Origin of the sequence: Mesorhizobium japonicum MAFF 303099 (assembly GCF_000009625.1) — a bacterium.
GTDB lineage: Bacteria > Pseudomonadota > Alphaproteobacteria > Rhizobiales > Rhizobiaceae > Mesorhizobium > Mesorhizobium japonicum.
Genome location: NC_002678.2, coordinates 5658634 through 5672678, shown reverse-complemented (window position 1 = coordinate 5672678; position 14045 = coordinate 5658634). Strand labels below are relative to the sequence as shown.

Here is a 14045-nt window from a genome sequence, read left to right as displayed (position 1 = left end):
CGCGCATTCAGACAAACAGAGAGTTCCCGGTAAGATCTATTCCGCGGCCTTGCTGGCCGCATGCTGGTGCTCGTCGGCCTCGGCCGCTTCCTCGAGCCGGGACGCGATGAGTTCTTGGATGTCGCCGACTTCTTCCTGGATATCCTCCAGCGGGATGCCGACCTCGGCGGCCTTGGCGGCGCATTCCCTGGCCAAGGTCTCGGCCTGCTTGTCGATCCTGGCCTGGGACTGGCAATGGACCTTTTCGCCGATCCATCCCCGCAAGAACTCGATCGCGTGTTCACTCATACTGCTGTTCCCTGGCGGCAAAGCCGGTTGGTAATCATAAACGTCGGCATCCCGCTAAGGATGCATCCTCCCATTCCAGCCGAGTCGCGGCCAGCCGGCAAGTCAATGCCGTCCTGGGTCCACAGAGCCGAAGGAAATCGAGGGTTCAAGCACATTTCTGATTCTGGAGGGTTGCTTCCGTGAGCTGGATCAATCCAGCTTCGCGCCACTGTTTCTATTTGCTTTTCCGGTTTTCCAGCCGATTTTTCGTCACAAATGATGGCGCAATGCGTAACATATTTTTACAGCCGCTCCGGAGGGCTGCGCTAGGCGCGCCGGTCGAAGCCGCCGCTATATAGTGATATCCCCATGCAATGTCGACTCCCGGAACGTCGCACCTCGCCAGCTCCATCAGAAGGTTTCAACCCAGGGCCTGAGTTCCATTTCCCAGGTCCAGGCGCTGCGGTGCTGGCGATGGATGGAGAGATAAGCCTCGGCGATGGCGTCCGGGGACAGCCGGCGATCCTGCTGCCCGGCCTCCTGTCCGGACGCGGCCGAGGCAATGGCGCCATCGATGATGAAATGCGCGACGTGGATGTTCTTCGGCGCCAGTTCACGAGCCATGGACTGCGCCAGGCCGCGCAAGCCGAATTTTGGCATCGCAAAGCCGGCGGAGCCGGCGAACCCTTTCACGCTGGCCGTGGCGCCGGTGAAGAGGATCGAACCCGAACCTAGAGCCACCAGCCGGCGAGCGGCCTGCTGGCCGACCAGGAACCCGCCATAGGCGCCAACCAGCAAAGCCTGCCGGACCGCTTCGGGATCGAGCTCCGCTATCGGACCGCGGGCGCGTCCGCTGGCGTTGAAAATCACCAGCGAGAGCGGACCGGCCTTGTCGGCGATATCGAACAGATGCTCCACAGACGCGGCATCGGAAACATCCGTTGCCACGGCCTGCGCGCCGGTCTCAGCCTGCAAGGCACCGAGCTTCTCAATGTTGCGGGCGGCCAGAACGACGCTGAACCCTTCCTTCGCGAGCAGGCGCGCCAGCGAGGCGCTCAAGCCGGAACCCGCACCGGCGATAATTGCGACATTGGATGTCATGAACCTCTCCTTCTTTCCAGGGGACTGCGGTCGATGGCTGGCGAATGAGCTGTGTTGAAACTTGCCGGATCAGCGCGGCGACGGCAATGCGCACGGCGGCTAGAAAAAGGCCGGGCGCGAAACCGGCCCGGCCAAAAAGAAGGTCATAACCTTCAGAGGGGAACACCGCTCGGCGAAATGGGAGGAAAACACCAAACGGATTTTTCTCTTTTGAACCGATTCGCGACCGGATACGACGAACTGTTTTCTAAAAATCGGCCAGACTGGCGAAAATCCTGTCCTTTGTTCGCCAGGAAAGCTCAACCGACCCGGCTTTCCCCTTTGAGCAGATCCGCGTAATGGCGCCGCGCGACGTCGGGATGCGAGCGCAGGCGGCTTTTGAGCACATTGGTTCCGACATCGCGAAACAGCGGATTGTCCGGATCGCTTGCCGGCCCGCGCGCCTGCGCCGCCAGTTCCTCGGAAAGCCCAAGCAGCGGTATCGTCGCATCGAGCCTGGCGCTGAAGAAGAACGGCACCGAAATGCGCTCGACGCCGGCGGGCGGCGTCACGACACGATGCACGGTCGCGCGCAAGTAGCCGTTGGAGGCCAGTTCGAGCAATTCGCCGATGTTGACGACGAGCGTGCCGGGAATGGGGTCCACATCCACCCAGCTGCCGTCATAGTCGACCTGCAGCCCCTTATTGTCATCCTGAAGCAGCAGGGTGAGGAAACCACCATCCTTGTGCGCGCCGACACCCTGGTCGCCGCCGGTTGTGTCACGGCCGGGGTAGCGCACGATCTTCATGCGATGGTTGGGCTCGCTGCTGTAGATCGGATCGAACGCATCCTCGGGCTGATCGAGCGATTGCGCGAAGGCCTTCAGCAGCCGGATCGCCACGGCTGTCACCTTGCTCTGCCAGGCAAGCAGCGCGGGTTTGAGATCCGGCAGCGCCGCGGGCCACTGGTTCGGTCCTTGCAGCCGGGTCCAGGCGGGAGTTCCCGGCCCTTGCGCGATTGCCTGGCGCTCGACGCCGATGTCAAGCTGTTCGCGCCAGTCCTCTCTGCCCTTAGTCAGTTCGCCGCCGGCGCGCGTATAGCCGCGAAACTGCGAGGACTTGACCATCTCGATCGCCAGCTTGTCGGCCTCCGGCAAGGCAAAGAACTGGCGCGATGCGGTGAGCACCTCGCTGATCTCCGCCCAGGAGATGCCATGTCCGGCAAGATAGAAAAAGCCGATGTCGCGCGAGGCGGAACGAAGATCCGCTAGAAATGTCCGGCGTTCCGACGCGCCCTGTTCAAGACGGCTCAGATCGAGCACAGGCACTATTCTGGGCATATCAAGCTCCTTTCCCAGTGCTTTCCGGATGTTGCTTGAAATTTCCGTCCGAAAAACCCAGCCGATTGAACATGCAGGCACTTTTGAGCGACCATAGCCGCGATCAATGCGCGCTAGTCTTATCGACTTCGGATGGCCGGGAAAGGAACGATCGGCCCTTCGGGGTGGCCTTGACGAACAATTTTTCCATTCACAGGGGGCAAGTGGATGATGATCACGATCCAAGGGAATTCAGGCGGAGCGAAGGCCGCTCTGCCTCGCCAGCGGCCGCTTCGATAGCACCGTCCGTTCAGCCCGCAAGTACAAGGCCGAAGGGCGAAATCTTGCTGGTCGCCCGCGATTTGATTGAGTCACGTCAATCCGTCCTCTCATCAACCTCTATGAAAATAAAGATAAAATAATATCTACATTGTAATTATGATTACGCACAAAACCACTCGACTGAACAGTCGCTGATATTGGCGACCACCTTTCAACTACCCGTTCCTGTCGACTTGAGAGCTATTGTCTCGAGCGCGACTATCCAGACCGGCGTTAATCGCTTTGGTCCCGCTCCCCTGAGGGGCCGATCGCTCAAGAGGAGATCTCGAGATGGACGGGTATGACGAATCGATGTTCGACGACCTTGCCTTTGATGAAGCGGAAGGCCCCGCCGACAGCTACGACGAATTCGACGAAATGGACGAGGGCGACGGCTTCGATGAGGCCGACGAAGGCGACGAGTTCGACGAAGGCGACGAATTCGAGGCCTCGGGCTTCGACGAGATGGACGCTGGCGACGAATTCGATGCCGGTGACGAGTTCGACGAAGGCGACGGTTTCGATGAAGGCGATGAGTCCGACGACGATGCCTGGGATCAGGCCATGAGCTACGCGCTTGCGGCTGAAGACAGCGACGAGTTCTTCCGCCGCATCGCCCGCGGCGTGCGCGGCGTCGTGCGCACGGTCCGACGTGCCGCTCCCACAATCGGCCGCATCGCTCGCGCCGTTGCGCCGGTCGCCAGCCTTATTCCCGGCTACGGCACCGCGATTGGTGGCATCGCCAATGTCGTCGGCCAGTTGATGGCGGACGAAGCCTCCGAGGACGAGGCGCTTGACGCCTTCGCCGAGCTCGCGGTGCGCAATCGTGCCGCCATTCCCGTTGTGGCCGCGCTTGCGACGAGGCGAGTGCTTGGCCCGGTGGCGGTGCGCATGCCCGCGGCCGCACGCACCCAGGCGGTTCGCACCGTGCGCCGTGCCGCCACCCAGCTCGTCAACCGTGGCGGTCCGACCGCGATCCGCGCTCTGCCGCGCATCGCCAACAGCGTCCGCCGCACCGCCGTCACGCGCCGCACCCCGGCATCGGTCCGGCCACTGGTTCTGGCACGAACCGCGCGTCGCGTCGCGGCACGCGGGCAGGGTCTGCGCCGGCAGTTGACGCGACCCCTGCAGAGAGGGCGCCAGATCGTGCGCCGCACCGCGGCGGCGGTTCGCGCCGGCATGGCCCCAGGACGCAACCTGGCGCGTATCGCCGGACGGGCCTTGGGGCGGGCTGCCGGCGGTTGGCCAGGCGGTTGGACTGGCGGATATGGCCCAAATCAAGGGCGCCGGCGGCGTATCGTGATCCGCGGTCCGGTCAGCATCACCATCCGGCCCAATTAAACCCAGTCGGTGCAACAAGAAGGATCGTGGCGATGCGCACGGGTTCTTCGACCAGGCGGTTCCTGGACACCAAGCTGCGGGCTTTGAAAGCTCGCGCACAACGCCTCAACCGCCTGACACCGAGGCGCATCGGACTTCGTCCCGAAGACCTGCCCTATGCGCCGTCGCGGGCTCACTTCCATGCCGCCAACAAGCGGCTGGCGACCATCGGCAATGCCATCAACCGGCATATCGCCGAGATCGAACGCGCCTGGCCGCCCGCGACGGCCCAGGCCGCGCTCACCCAGATGGCGATGCTCGACCGCAGGATCGATCGGCTGCGCCGGACCTTCGGCATGTTCTTCGAGGTGATGTCGCAGCGCGGCTCAGGCTTCGCGCCGGCGCTCGCCGCCCATGACGCGATCGCGCTCGACTGCTACACGGTCGTCCGCGCGGCCTTGCCGGGCGTCTTTGGTGGCCCGCTGCTCAAGCCGCTGACCTACATGGAACACGGCTATTCGCCGGCCACGCAGCGCCGAGGCGTAGCCCTCGCCCGCTTGCTCGGCGACAGCAATCCGTTCCCGGTGATCCGCATTCCCTGGGATCGCGACAATCCCTGGCAGTCCGTGTTCCTGCACGAAGTCGCCCACAATTTGCAGGCCGACATGGGCCTGTGGCAGGAGAACGCGCAAGCGGTCGCCAACCGCCTGGCCTCGATGCGTTTCGACCCGTTGGTGGTGACGATCCTGCGCCGCTGGCACAAGGAAATCTTCGCCGACCTCGCCGCACTGCTGCTCGGCGGCACCGCGTCGGTCTGGGGCATGATGGAATTCCTCGCCCATCCAGGCGCGCGTGCCCTCACCTATCGCCCCGGGGGGGCGCATCCAACCGGCTGGATCCGGGTTCTGATCTTGACCGAAATGCTGCGTCGCATGGGCTTTGCCGCCGAGGCGGCGCGCGCCGAACGCGTCTGGCGTGGCCTTTACAATCCGGCGCGCGGCCACAGGCTGCCGCCGGTCCTGCTTGCTTCGGCTCCTCGCGTCATTCCGGCGGTGGTCGATGAGATCGCCTATCAGCCGCGCCGGGGTCTTGGGCAGCACGCGCTGGCCGACGCCATCCCTTTCACGCGCGCCGACGAAGCCCGCATCCGTCGTGGCGGAATCCAGATCGCGGCGGGGCAAGTACCCGACCTGCCGCCACGTTTTCTTGTGTCGGCCAGCCGGTTCGCGCTGGAAGCCGGCGCCGAACCGGACGCCATTGCAAAGCTTGTCATCAGAAACCTGGCCCAGCGTCAGGCAAACCGACGGCCTACTGCGCAACCGTCCCCAGCCGCACTCGTTGCATGAGGTGAGATGTCATGGTCGACGTATTTACAGCCGCCGCCAGCCCGGTCTCGAAATTTCGGTCTCCTGCCACGGTTGCCGTGGACAATCTGCTGCGCAAGACGCTGCGCGTGAGTGACCCGCGCGATCCCGACCAGATCGCCAACGCTCTCTTGAACTTCTATCCGGAGGAGGCAGACAGGGATCGACGCGAACAAGCCGGCCTGCCTTATTCGAGCGTGCCCGACTATGTGCCGCAAGCCCGCAACACGGGCCCCTCCTCCGTCGAGATGGCACAGGCGCAGGACGATCTCGAGCGCGACCTGCAGACGCTTTCGACCTCCTCGCCGCTGAAGGACATCCGCATCGAGATGATCGGCTGGGGCCGCTCGATCCGGCAGCTCGCCAATGATGGACTGGCTGCCGCCAGGCTCGCTCTCGATTCGGTCAATCACGACCGTGCGATGTCGGCGCGCCGCCAGCTCGGCGAGTATTCGCGCCTGGCGCGCTATGTCGGCACGCTCACCGACGGCAGCGCCATCCTGTTCAGGCGGTTTGCCCAGAGCTGCGATGTGCTGGCCGGGCTCATTCTTGTCGCCATCGGCGAGGGGCTGGCGTCCAACGGCATCACCCGCAGCACCTCGATCGTGCGTTCGGCGGCCGGAGAACTGCAGGCACGCCGCAACGCCGTCATCATGGCGCTGCGCAGCCTGACCGGTTCGGTTGAAAGCACGCTTGGCCAGGAGGACTGGCCGCGCGGCATCGAGGCCTACCGAAATCTGGTGCAGCAGCTGGAGGCCGGCGGCCAGGCGGATCTGCGCGCGCTGCTGGAAGAGAACGCACTGTCGCAAGCGATGGACGACCTTGTCGACCTCTCGACCGGGGCAAGCGTCGAAGGCTTGCGCGAGCTGTCGACCGCGTCGGCAATGCTGGTTCACCGCTTCCAGCGCCTGATCCAGTTCGGCCAGAGCATCCCGGTTCCGATCGATGTGCCGATCACTTCGGGCCCGCCGGAATCGCCGCCGCTGGTGGCATTCGTCTCCAGCCTGCAGCTGTTCGTCGACGCCTTCGTCTCGAAAGGCAGCTCGCGGCTGCTCTACGTCGCGCGCCCGCCGATCATCGTCTATGGCCTTTACGGCGCCGGCGGACCGGACCAGGGCGCCATCCGGCTGATGAACCTGACCATCGCGCGCGGTTTCCTGCTCGAGCAGGTCGACTGCTTCGCCGGCTGCGGCTGCGATGACGACGATATCTCCTGCCAGGTGCTGCTCGATTACCTGCTGTTCCTGCTCGACAGGGCGATCGACCTCTATGCGGTCGGCACGGATCCGGACGGCCTCGGCGAACAGGAAAGGCGGGCTACCGCCGTTGGCCTCGCCATCGGCGCGGCGCTGGACCTGACCGACCAGTTGAAGAATCCGGGCGTGCTTCTGTGTGAATTCAGCGACAAGCTGAAAAACAAGCTCAGTGTCATCCGTGATGAGTTGCTCGACCCATTCGGCGCTCCTGCGGCCTGGGACCCGGGCCTGAAGTCGCTGATGGTGCGTGAGCTGCGTATCGCCTACCAGGCTGAGGACCAGACGGAACGCCTGGTGCGTTCGCTGACGCCGCAATGCGACTTCAACGTCTTCAATTTCCCCAACAATCAGTCGCTGATCCGCTGGATGATAAGTGCGATCCTCCAGGATATGTTCGGCCTTGGCACCAATCTGCCGAGCCCGGTCCAGATGCCGTCGCCGATCGCCAGTTCCATGGCGAGCATGGGTCAGAACCGTCCCGACTACTGGTCAGCCTGAGCTGGCAGGAGAGGAGCACGACAATGGCTGCGAAGATTCCGTTTCCCTACCACCCGGCCAACAAGTTCCACGCCGGGGTCAAGGCCCGCTTCGAGGTCGAGGCCGAGACACCGCAATCGATCGATCGTCTGACCGACAAGGTCGTCACCAGCGGCGACAGGACCAAGACCGCCATCGGCGACGTTGCCAGCGCAATCAGGGAGTTCCCCGATGGAAAACGGTCGAAGCAGATTTTCGACCGGCTGATAGCCGCGATCGAAACCATCGCGACTGGACTGCCCGATGGCGACGCCATCGACAAGAAGCTCGGCGAGATCACCACGGCGATCAACAGGCTGGATGAAACGGTGCAGTCGCTTGGTCTGCGCGACAAGGACAATGTCACGGCGCTCTATGCCGCCGCTGTCGACACGTCGGGCGACATTGTCGGCCGGACAATCGCCGGGCGCTGGTTCAACCAGGCGAAATTCGCGTCGTTGCAGGACATCGTGGCGTTCCAGAAGGGCAAGCCGCAGGAAAATCGCCGCAACGAGTTCGTGAAGCGCCTGCGCGATGCCAACACGTTCAGCGGCGGCCTGCCGTCGGTCGTCACCGATAGCGAACTGGTGCGCTTCTTCGACCTCGCGCCAGCCGTGATGAACGCGATTGCCGCCAGCCAGGACGCAGTGTCCGGCGGCCAACAGCCGCCAAGTGCCTGAGATCCCAAGTGCCTGAGATCCCAAGTGCTTGAGAAACCAAGTGCCTGAGAACTACGAGCAGCCAATTCGAGCAAGATGAGGTCTGATTATGGCTAGTGAATCCAACCAGGTCATCCAACGGCTGTTCCAGCGCTTCTTCAGGGACGAGCTGGCGGGTTTGTCGCCGGCCGACCGCGCCGCTTTCGAGAGCGAATTCGAGGGTCGTTACGGGGAATTGCTTGATCGCTCGTCCAGTGCCACGACCACCAGTTTCGCCGATCTGGTCGGCTTTGGCGACGGACCGATCAAGCCGTTCGATTCGCTGCAGATGCCGCTGCTGCGCAACGATTTCGACGAATCGATCATACCACCGCAGCTGCAGGCGTCGGCCGAGCTTTACTACATCTACCAAATGGACCGCATGAAGCTGTTCCAGGTGGTCGATGTGCTGCGCCGGCTGTTCCAGAACGGCCAGATCCGCATCCAGCGCGGCCCCGGCGCGCGCGGGCTCTACATACTCGAGAAATGGCGCCCAATCCGCTACAAGCGCCGTGACCGGCTGATCGCCTATCGACGCGTCTTCAACTACGGTCGCGCTCCGGTGCCCGCCGGAGCCATCGTCAACCGCAGCTTCCACTTCCAGCTGGTCGCCTTCATGAATGCGATGTCGCAATATTTCCAGGATCTGACCATCGGTCAGGTTATTCGCGGCAGCTCCACCATCAACGACCGGCCTTTCGCGGCGCTGGCCACGGTGCAGCGCGTCGGCACCGACCTGCGCTATCACCTCGACCGTTCGAGCTATGGCAACATCCTGGCCCTGACCCGTGAAACCGGACAGTACGTACAGCAGATCTTCGAGCTGTTCGACGCGCCGGACATCAAGAAATCCTTCGACGCCAACACCAAATGGGACGTTATCGAAGCCGTCGCCAACCGTCATCTGGGCGGCGCTACCGAGATGTCGGAACGGGCCAAGATGGCCGATGCGGGGCGCAGAATCCTGCAATACATCGCCGAAAACGATTTCCGCACGACGATCACGCCGGCGGAGTTCGACGCGGACGCCAAGAAGATGGGCGCGCAGGCCGACGCATGGCTGGCGGCCTACCGGCTGACACGCGAAGGGCGGCGCTTCCCCGGCCTCGATGGCGATCGTGTGCACTGGTCATATGGGCTGAACCGCAACACCGCGTCGCGAATAGCCGCCTGAACCGTTCGCCGGGACTGAAGGGTGTCTGCGATGGACCACCAACTTGCTCTTGCGGGGCGTTTCGCGGCCAAGCCGCCGAACATCGTCATCGACGCCCCGCTGGCACTGTCGCCGATGGGGCTGCTGGTGACGGTAACGCTTTCGCTATCAGCGCGGGTGTGGCTGCCGCGCGGCTTCTACACCTTGCTCGACAATGACGAATACTATCGGCGCCGGCCCGATCAGATGGGAGGCGGTTGGCTCGCCCCCGGCACGCGCGATGCCATCCTCAAGGAACTGACTCTGGAGCTCGAACCATGGCGCCGGGCGTGGCAGAATGGCCGCCTGTCATCCCGGGTGCACTGGATCGGCGACGCCCAGTATGAAAGCGCGCTGCCCGAGCGTGAGGAAACAGCCCTGTTGCCGCGCTTCGAAGGCTGCTGCGCCGCGCTTGAAACACGTCTTGGCGATGTGGCAGGCACCGCCGCTCCACTCGACGAATGCGCGCGCGACGTGATCGCGCTTTCCGCCGCGCTTCAGCCCGACAGCACCTATATTCTCACCATCGCCGGCAATGACGGCGCCAGGCCGCCATTGTGCGACTATCTCGAGCGGCTGGCATTTCCCACCAAACGCCATCCTGGAGCAATCCCCGGATGGTCCGGCCCGGCGCTGTGGCCCGCTGCGGCTCCAATCGCCGCGAGCGGCCGAAATGCCGCGATCGTCCAGGTTGTCGCCCCGGTCATCCTGGCGCTGCCCGACGGATGGAGCGAGACCGACTGGGCGCTGGAAGATCCGGCCGACCACGATGACGGGACGCCGGACGATCCCTGGCGCAATGCCTGCGCGCTCTGGTACGATGTGGTCCCGGCGGAGGCCGCGGCATGAAACCGCCCCGCATTCACCCGGTGCACGGGCTGCGGACGAATGCGCGCGACCTGGTGATGATCAGCGTCGCAGGACAAGTGGCATCGCCGACGGAGAGGGGCACTCCATGGCGCATCGGTTACGATGGCAGGCCGCGCTCTCTGCCAGGCACCGGCGGCATCGTGCTCAACCACCGCGTCGGCGACCCCTGTGTCGGGCTGGCCGGGGACCATGTCGAACCGGCGGTGTCGATCCGCAATGAAGCGCGCGCCGCCGGCGGCAACCCCGACGCCGCCAACCAGGCGCTGCAGAGCTATTCCTGCGTCGGCAACCACGCCATCGTCACGTCAGGACGCGCGGCCGGCGCACGCGGCGTGGTGACCGGCAAGCATGGCGGCGTCGACACCGTGCTGATCGACTTTCCGCTGCCGGCGATGCGGCAGATGGCGATCGGCGACCGCATCCAGGTCTGGGCCTACGGGCTTGGCCTGCGCCTGACCGACTATCCTGACGTCGCGATCTGGAACTGTTCGCCAAGGCTGCTGGCGCGCTGGCGCCCGGTCGAGCGCAACGGCAGGATCCACGTCAAGGTGACGCACCGCATCCCTGCCCGCGTCATGGGCTCGGGTCTCGGCCGCAATAATGTGCTGCGCGGCGACTACGACATCCAGATGTCCGATCCTGGCATGGTGCGGCGCTACAAGCTTGGATCGCTGCGCTTCGGCGACATTGTCGGCATCATGGATGCCGACAACCGTTATGGCCGGTCGCGGTTGGGAGGACATGTGTCGGTTGGCGTCATCGTGCACAGCGACTCCACTGTCGCGGGTCACGGCCCGGGCGTTGTCTCGCTGCTTTCAGCGCCGGCCTCCATTCTCCAGCTGGAGCTCAGCCCGGACGCCAACATCGCGCGCTACCTGGACATTCGCCCACCCCGACCGGCACGGCCGTCCTTTCCCTTGCCGACCGTCGAGCAAAGGGAACGAACCGTGGCAAGGCTGCGCCGGCGGGCGACGGCATCGGACGCAAGCATGGTGGCCGGACCCGGCTAGATCCGAGCCCGAGCGGAGAAACGAGTTACGAGAAAGGGATCGGCATGTCATATCTCGACGAACAACTCGACGCGCTGGTCAACGCGGCCGCGCAAACAGTCGCTCACCGTCCGCCATGCGGCTGCGCGCGCTGTCGCCGGCAGCAAGGCTTTCGCGCCGTCGAGGTCAGGCGCCGGCATTTTCCGAGTTGCGGCTGCGGCAGTTGCGGAGACCTCGCTTCCTTCGATGAGACGGCCATACGGCGCGGGCGTACCCCAAGGCCGGCGCGTGGCCAGACCTCGGTGCGGGCGCGCGGGTCACAACTGCCGGGCTGGCGCGGCTGGACGCCGCCGGTCTCGCTGGCGGCAATCGACGCGGCACGCACTGCCGCGAGCCGCGGCGGACACGTCGACGCTTTGCTGCGGCCGTTCCTGGCGCCGGGACCGCAGGTCTATCGCATCACCCGCGCCGGCATCGACCGCGACCGGCCGCTCAGCATCGGCATGACCAAAGGCAACAATTCGATCGCCCAGAGAATTATCGAACACTACCGGCAACCGAGCCGGGCCGACCCCAGGGTAAACACCGCAATCCGCAATCTGCAGCCGGGCCAGATCCTGGTCCAGGCAGCCCGGCTCACCCGCCAGGCGATGCATCCAAGGCGGGCCAGGAACTACGAAGGCTGGCTGCAGGACCGGGAGCGCCCGCTGCTGTACGACCCCAACAGCACCACATTCGATGAAATGCCGCTGATGCGCAACAATTGAACCAAGGGAGATTCCCATGCACGGGCAAGCCGCAACTCATGCAAGGTCGGTATGGGCCGACCTCGACGCCATCGTTCTTCAGGAGGTCAAAGCGCTGCGCGCCGCATCGCCGCGCCCAGCTGAAATACCCTTCGGCTCCGACGAGGAATTCATGGATCGCGCGGCGGCCTATCTCGAAGGCCGCGGCGACGAGGCTCATATTCTGATGGAGCGCCTGCGAAGCCTGCTTGGCCTCACTGCAAGTGCTGCCACGGATCAGGCCGAGGCGTTGCAAGAGCCCGCGCATGAAGGTGGGATCGATGATGTACCGCAACAGGGTGTCATGCCCGCGGATGCCGCCTCACCGGGGGCCGAACACGAGCAAGAGACATGATGCTGTTCTCGCCCGCGCCCTTCGAACTCGACCGGCTGGCGGACGAAGCCGACTATGCGGTGGTTGGGCCGACGGACGGGCGCGCCAGGGTCACCCACACCAACCGCTTTCCGCACAGTGCGGTCTGCCACATCGAGCGCGATTTCGGCGACGGCAGGATGACCGGCTGTACCGCCTTCCTGATTTCGCCGACGCGACTGTTGACCGCGGCGCACTGCATCACCAGCCCGATCCGGCAGCGGCTTGGCCTGCCCAATCTCGCCGTGCGCATTCGTGTCACGCCGGGTCGGGCCTCGCGTGACGCGCGGCCCTTTGGCTGGCAGTGGGCCAAGCAATGGCACGTCAACCCGCCTTACCGCCGCCGTCCGTCAGGCCTGCACGATGTCGGGTTGATCGAGCTCGAGCGGCCGTTTTCGCCATCGCCCGGGCACTTCCAGCTCTGGTCGCCGAACCGTCAGGACCTCGAGCGGCTTCGCAACACGCGTCTGCTGCACATTTCGGGTTATCCGGCCGACAAGCCGGACGGGACGCAATGGGAGCATTCCGAGCGCCTGGACCGGATCACCGAACGGCAGCTTTTCTATAGCGTCGATACCTGTCCGGGACACAGCGGCGCTCCAGTCTGGATCCATCGCCAACAGGCTGGCCCACCCGTGGTGATCGCGGTTCACACCGCCGGTCCACGTCCACATTCGGGTGGGGCCTGGGGATGCCGGCCCGGCGTGCCGCTGGCCCCAGCGGGCCTGTTCAACCGAGGCGTCAGGCTGACCCCCGATCTCTTGCGTTCGATTCGCGCCGGATTCAGGCGCTGAACGGTGAAAAATTGACGACCCAACGATGATTTTTGCAATGCTAATATTTCGAAAAGTGCTATAGTCGAAGCTATCTATGCAGCATTCATACTGGCCACCCCGGGGTTCGGCGGCGTGGCAGTTTTGTTGGGACGCCAGGGGCTTGTGATTGTACTGAGTTTCCTGCCAACTGGGGCGTTCGGCCATGGTTGCACGTGCCGAGAACTTGCAGAGACTTTCCGACTTCGCTGATGAGATTTCTGCGTCACGAAAGAAGTGCGACCCGGAAACGGATACTTCGAGCTTTGTCGTGAATGGCCATTCGCTGGTCGCCATCCGTTACGCGGACGATCACGGTGATCCAAATAGTCATGCAGATCAGCGCCGGCCAGTAGGACGCATCGTCTGCGCCGGCACGCAATACCTGATCTATGATGCCGTCTACATGCCGGGCACCACCGCCGATCTTCCACTCTCGGTCGCCGAGATATTGACCCGGCGTGAGCTGCAGATAGCCCTGTTGATCAGTGACGGAAAAGTCGACAAGGAGATCGCAAGGCAGCTCGGCATCAGCGGCTACACCGTACGCGAGCATATCAGGCGGATTTTCGCGAAGCTGAATATCGGTCGCCGCTCGGCGATTGCATCCTGTGTGCTCGCGGGGCGGGCGGACTTTCGCCAAGAGGCGCGATAGGTCGGTCGAGAGACTTTTTCGAGGGATCCCCGCCGTTCTCGTCGAGATCCGGCAGGATTTGCTGGCGAACCGGTCCGGCACCGAGGAGTGGGCGAACCGGCTGGCGGCGGCGCTGCCCGCGCATGAGACGGAGACGGTTTCGTGAGGACCAGCGCCTGACGCGCTGGCGGCCCATGTGAACTGAGCCACGGAACAGCCATGCCCCATGGCCAAGCGAAAGCCCGCGCC

At 64.2% G+C, this 14045-nt stretch carries 14 protein-coding genes; 11 read left to right on the top strand and 3 right to left on the bottom strand.

Annotation, left to right across the window (positions count from 1 at the left end; translation table 11 throughout):
- Positions 1-36: 36 nt before the first annotated feature.
- From MAFF_RS28150 to MAFF_RS28140, 3 genes are all read right to left on the bottom strand, one after another.
- Positions 37-288 carry a DUF768 domain-containing protein gene (locus MAFF_RS28150; protein WP_044549455.1) on the bottom strand — a complete coding sequence of 84 codons (252 nt, stop codon included), beginning with the start codon at positions 286-288 and terminating at the stop codon, positions 37-39.
- A gap of 390 nt (positions 289-678) precedes the next feature.
- The gene (locus MAFF_RS28145) at positions 679-1368 is read right to left on the bottom strand and encodes an SDR family NAD(P)-dependent oxidoreductase (protein ID WP_010914405.1); all 690 of its coding nucleotides are present in this window, start codon (positions 1366-1368) and stop codon (positions 679-681) included.
- A gap of 299 nt (positions 1369-1667) precedes the next feature.
- Complete coding sequence (locus MAFF_RS28140; protein WP_032929016.1) at positions 1668-2687, bottom strand: isopenicillin N synthase family dioxygenase; 1020 nt, start codon at positions 2685-2687, stop codon at positions 1668-1670.
- Positions 2688-3278: 591 nt separating this feature from the next.
- Between MAFF_RS28140 and MAFF_RS28135 the strand changes: the two genes are divergently transcribed.
- The 11 genes from MAFF_RS28135 to MAFF_RS28085 all read left to right on the top strand — a co-directional run bounded on the left by MAFF_RS28135 (position 3279) and on the right by MAFF_RS28085 (position 13817).
- Positions 3279-4328, top strand: coding sequence for a hypothetical protein (locus tag MAFF_RS28135; RefSeq protein WP_010914403.1), 1050 nt, complete (start codon positions 3279-3281; stop codon positions 4326-4328).
- A gap of 32 nt (positions 4329-4360) precedes the next feature.
- Positions 4361-5653: a hypothetical protein gene (locus MAFF_RS28130; protein ID WP_044549448.1), complete on the top strand. Its 1293-nt coding sequence runs from the start codon at positions 4361-4363 to the stop codon at positions 5651-5653.
- An 11-nt stretch (positions 5654-5664) separates the two neighbouring features.
- Positions 5665-7425 carry a hypothetical protein gene (locus MAFF_RS28125; protein WP_244420639.1) on the top strand — a complete coding sequence of 587 codons (1761 nt, stop codon included), beginning with the start codon at positions 5665-5667 and terminating at the stop codon, positions 7423-7425.
- A 23-nt stretch (positions 7426-7448) separates the two neighbouring features.
- A complete protein-coding gene (locus MAFF_RS28120; RefSeq protein WP_010914400.1) occupies positions 7449-8123 on the top strand; it encodes a hypothetical protein in 675 nt (224 codons plus the stop codon).
- 88 nt (positions 8124-8211) lie between these two features.
- Complete coding sequence (locus MAFF_RS28115; protein ID WP_010914399.1) at positions 8212-9315, top strand: hypothetical protein; 1104 nt, start codon at positions 8212-8214, stop codon at positions 9313-9315.
- Positions 9316-9345: 30 nt separating this feature from the next.
- Positions 9346-10182, top strand: coding sequence for a hypothetical protein (locus MAFF_RS28110; RefSeq protein ID WP_044549446.1), 837 nt, complete (start codon positions 9346-9348; stop codon positions 10180-10182).
- On the top strand, positions 10179-11213 hold the full coding sequence (locus MAFF_RS28105; protein WP_010914397.1) for a DUF4438 domain-containing protein: 1035 nt from the start codon (positions 10179-10181) through the stop codon (positions 11211-11213). The genes MAFF_RS28110 and MAFF_RS28105 overlap by 4 nt, the downstream gene beginning before the upstream one ends.
- Before the next feature lie 44 nt (positions 11214-11257).
- Complete coding sequence (locus MAFF_RS28100) at positions 11258-11959, top strand: hypothetical protein (RefSeq protein WP_010914396.1); 702 nt, start codon at positions 11258-11260, stop codon at positions 11957-11959.
- Between the two features lie 16 nt (positions 11960-11975).
- Positions 11976-12332 carry a hypothetical protein gene (locus MAFF_RS28095; RefSeq protein ID WP_010914395.1) on the top strand — a complete coding sequence of 119 codons (357 nt, stop codon included), beginning with the start codon at positions 11976-11978 and terminating at the stop codon, positions 12330-12332.
- The gene (locus tag MAFF_RS28090) at positions 12329-13144 is read left to right on the top strand and encodes a trypsin-like serine peptidase (RefSeq protein WP_010914394.1); all 816 of its coding nucleotides are present in this window, start codon (positions 12329-12331) and stop codon (positions 13142-13144) included. Before MAFF_RS28095 ends, MAFF_RS28090 begins: the two co-directional genes overlap by 4 nt.
- Positions 13145-13328: 184 nt before the next feature.
- Entirely contained in the window at positions 13329-13817 is a 489-nt protein-coding gene (locus tag MAFF_RS28085; RefSeq protein ID WP_010914393.1) for a response regulator transcription factor, read from the top strand.
- Positions 13818-14045 lie beyond the last annotated feature (228 nt).

Excerpts from the sequence above, each read along its gene's own strand:
- MAFF_RS28130 (WP_044549448.1), top strand. The coding sequence starts at position 4,361 with ATGCGCACGGGTTCTTCGACCAGGCGGTTCCTGGACACCAAGCTGCGG.
- MAFF_RS28150 (WP_044549455.1), bottom strand. The coding sequence starts at position 288 with ATGAGTGAACACGCGATCGAGTTCTTGCGGGGATGGATCGGCGAAAAG.
- MAFF_RS28145 (WP_010914405.1), bottom strand. The coding sequence starts at position 1,368 with ATGACATCCAATGTCGCAATTATCGCCGGTGCGGGTTCCGGCTTGAGC.
- MAFF_RS28115 (WP_010914399.1), top strand. The coding sequence starts at position 8,212 with ATGGCTAGTGAATCCAACCAGGTCATCCAACGGCTGTTCCAGCGCTTC.
- MAFF_RS28090 (WP_010914394.1), top strand. The coding sequence starts at position 12,329 with ATGATGCTGTTCTCGCCCGCGCCCTTCGAACTCGACCGGCTGGCGGAC.
- MAFF_RS28120 (WP_010914400.1), top strand. The coding sequence starts at position 7,449 with ATGGCTGCGAAGATTCCGTTTCCCTACCACCCGGCCAACAAGTTCCAC.
- MAFF_RS28095 (WP_010914395.1), top strand. The coding sequence starts at position 11,976 with ATGCACGGGCAAGCCGCAACTCATGCAAGGTCGGTATGGGCCGACCTC.
- MAFF_RS28105 (WP_010914397.1), top strand. The coding sequence starts at position 10,179 with ATGAAACCGCCCCGCATTCACCCGGTGCACGGGCTGCGGACGAATGCG.
- MAFF_RS28110 (WP_044549446.1), top strand. The coding sequence starts at position 9,346 with ATGGACCACCAACTTGCTCTTGCGGGGCGTTTCGCGGCCAAGCCGCCG.
- MAFF_RS28125 (WP_244420639.1), top strand. The coding sequence starts at position 5,665 with ATGGTCGACGTATTTACAGCCGCCGCCAGCCCGGTCTCGAAATTTCGG.
- MAFF_RS28085 (WP_010914393.1), top strand. The coding sequence starts at position 13,329 with ATGGTTGCACGTGCCGAGAACTTGCAGAGACTTTCCGACTTCGCTGAT.
- MAFF_RS28100 (WP_010914396.1), top strand. The coding sequence starts at position 11,258 with ATGTCATATCTCGACGAACAACTCGACGCGCTGGTCAACGCGGCCGCG.
- MAFF_RS28140 (WP_032929016.1), bottom strand. The coding sequence starts at position 2,687 with ATGCCCAGAATAGTGCCTGTGCTCGATCTGAGCCGTCTTGAACAGGGC.
- MAFF_RS28135 (WP_010914403.1), top strand. The coding sequence starts at position 3,279 with ATGGACGGGTATGACGAATCGATGTTCGACGACCTTGCCTTTGATGAA.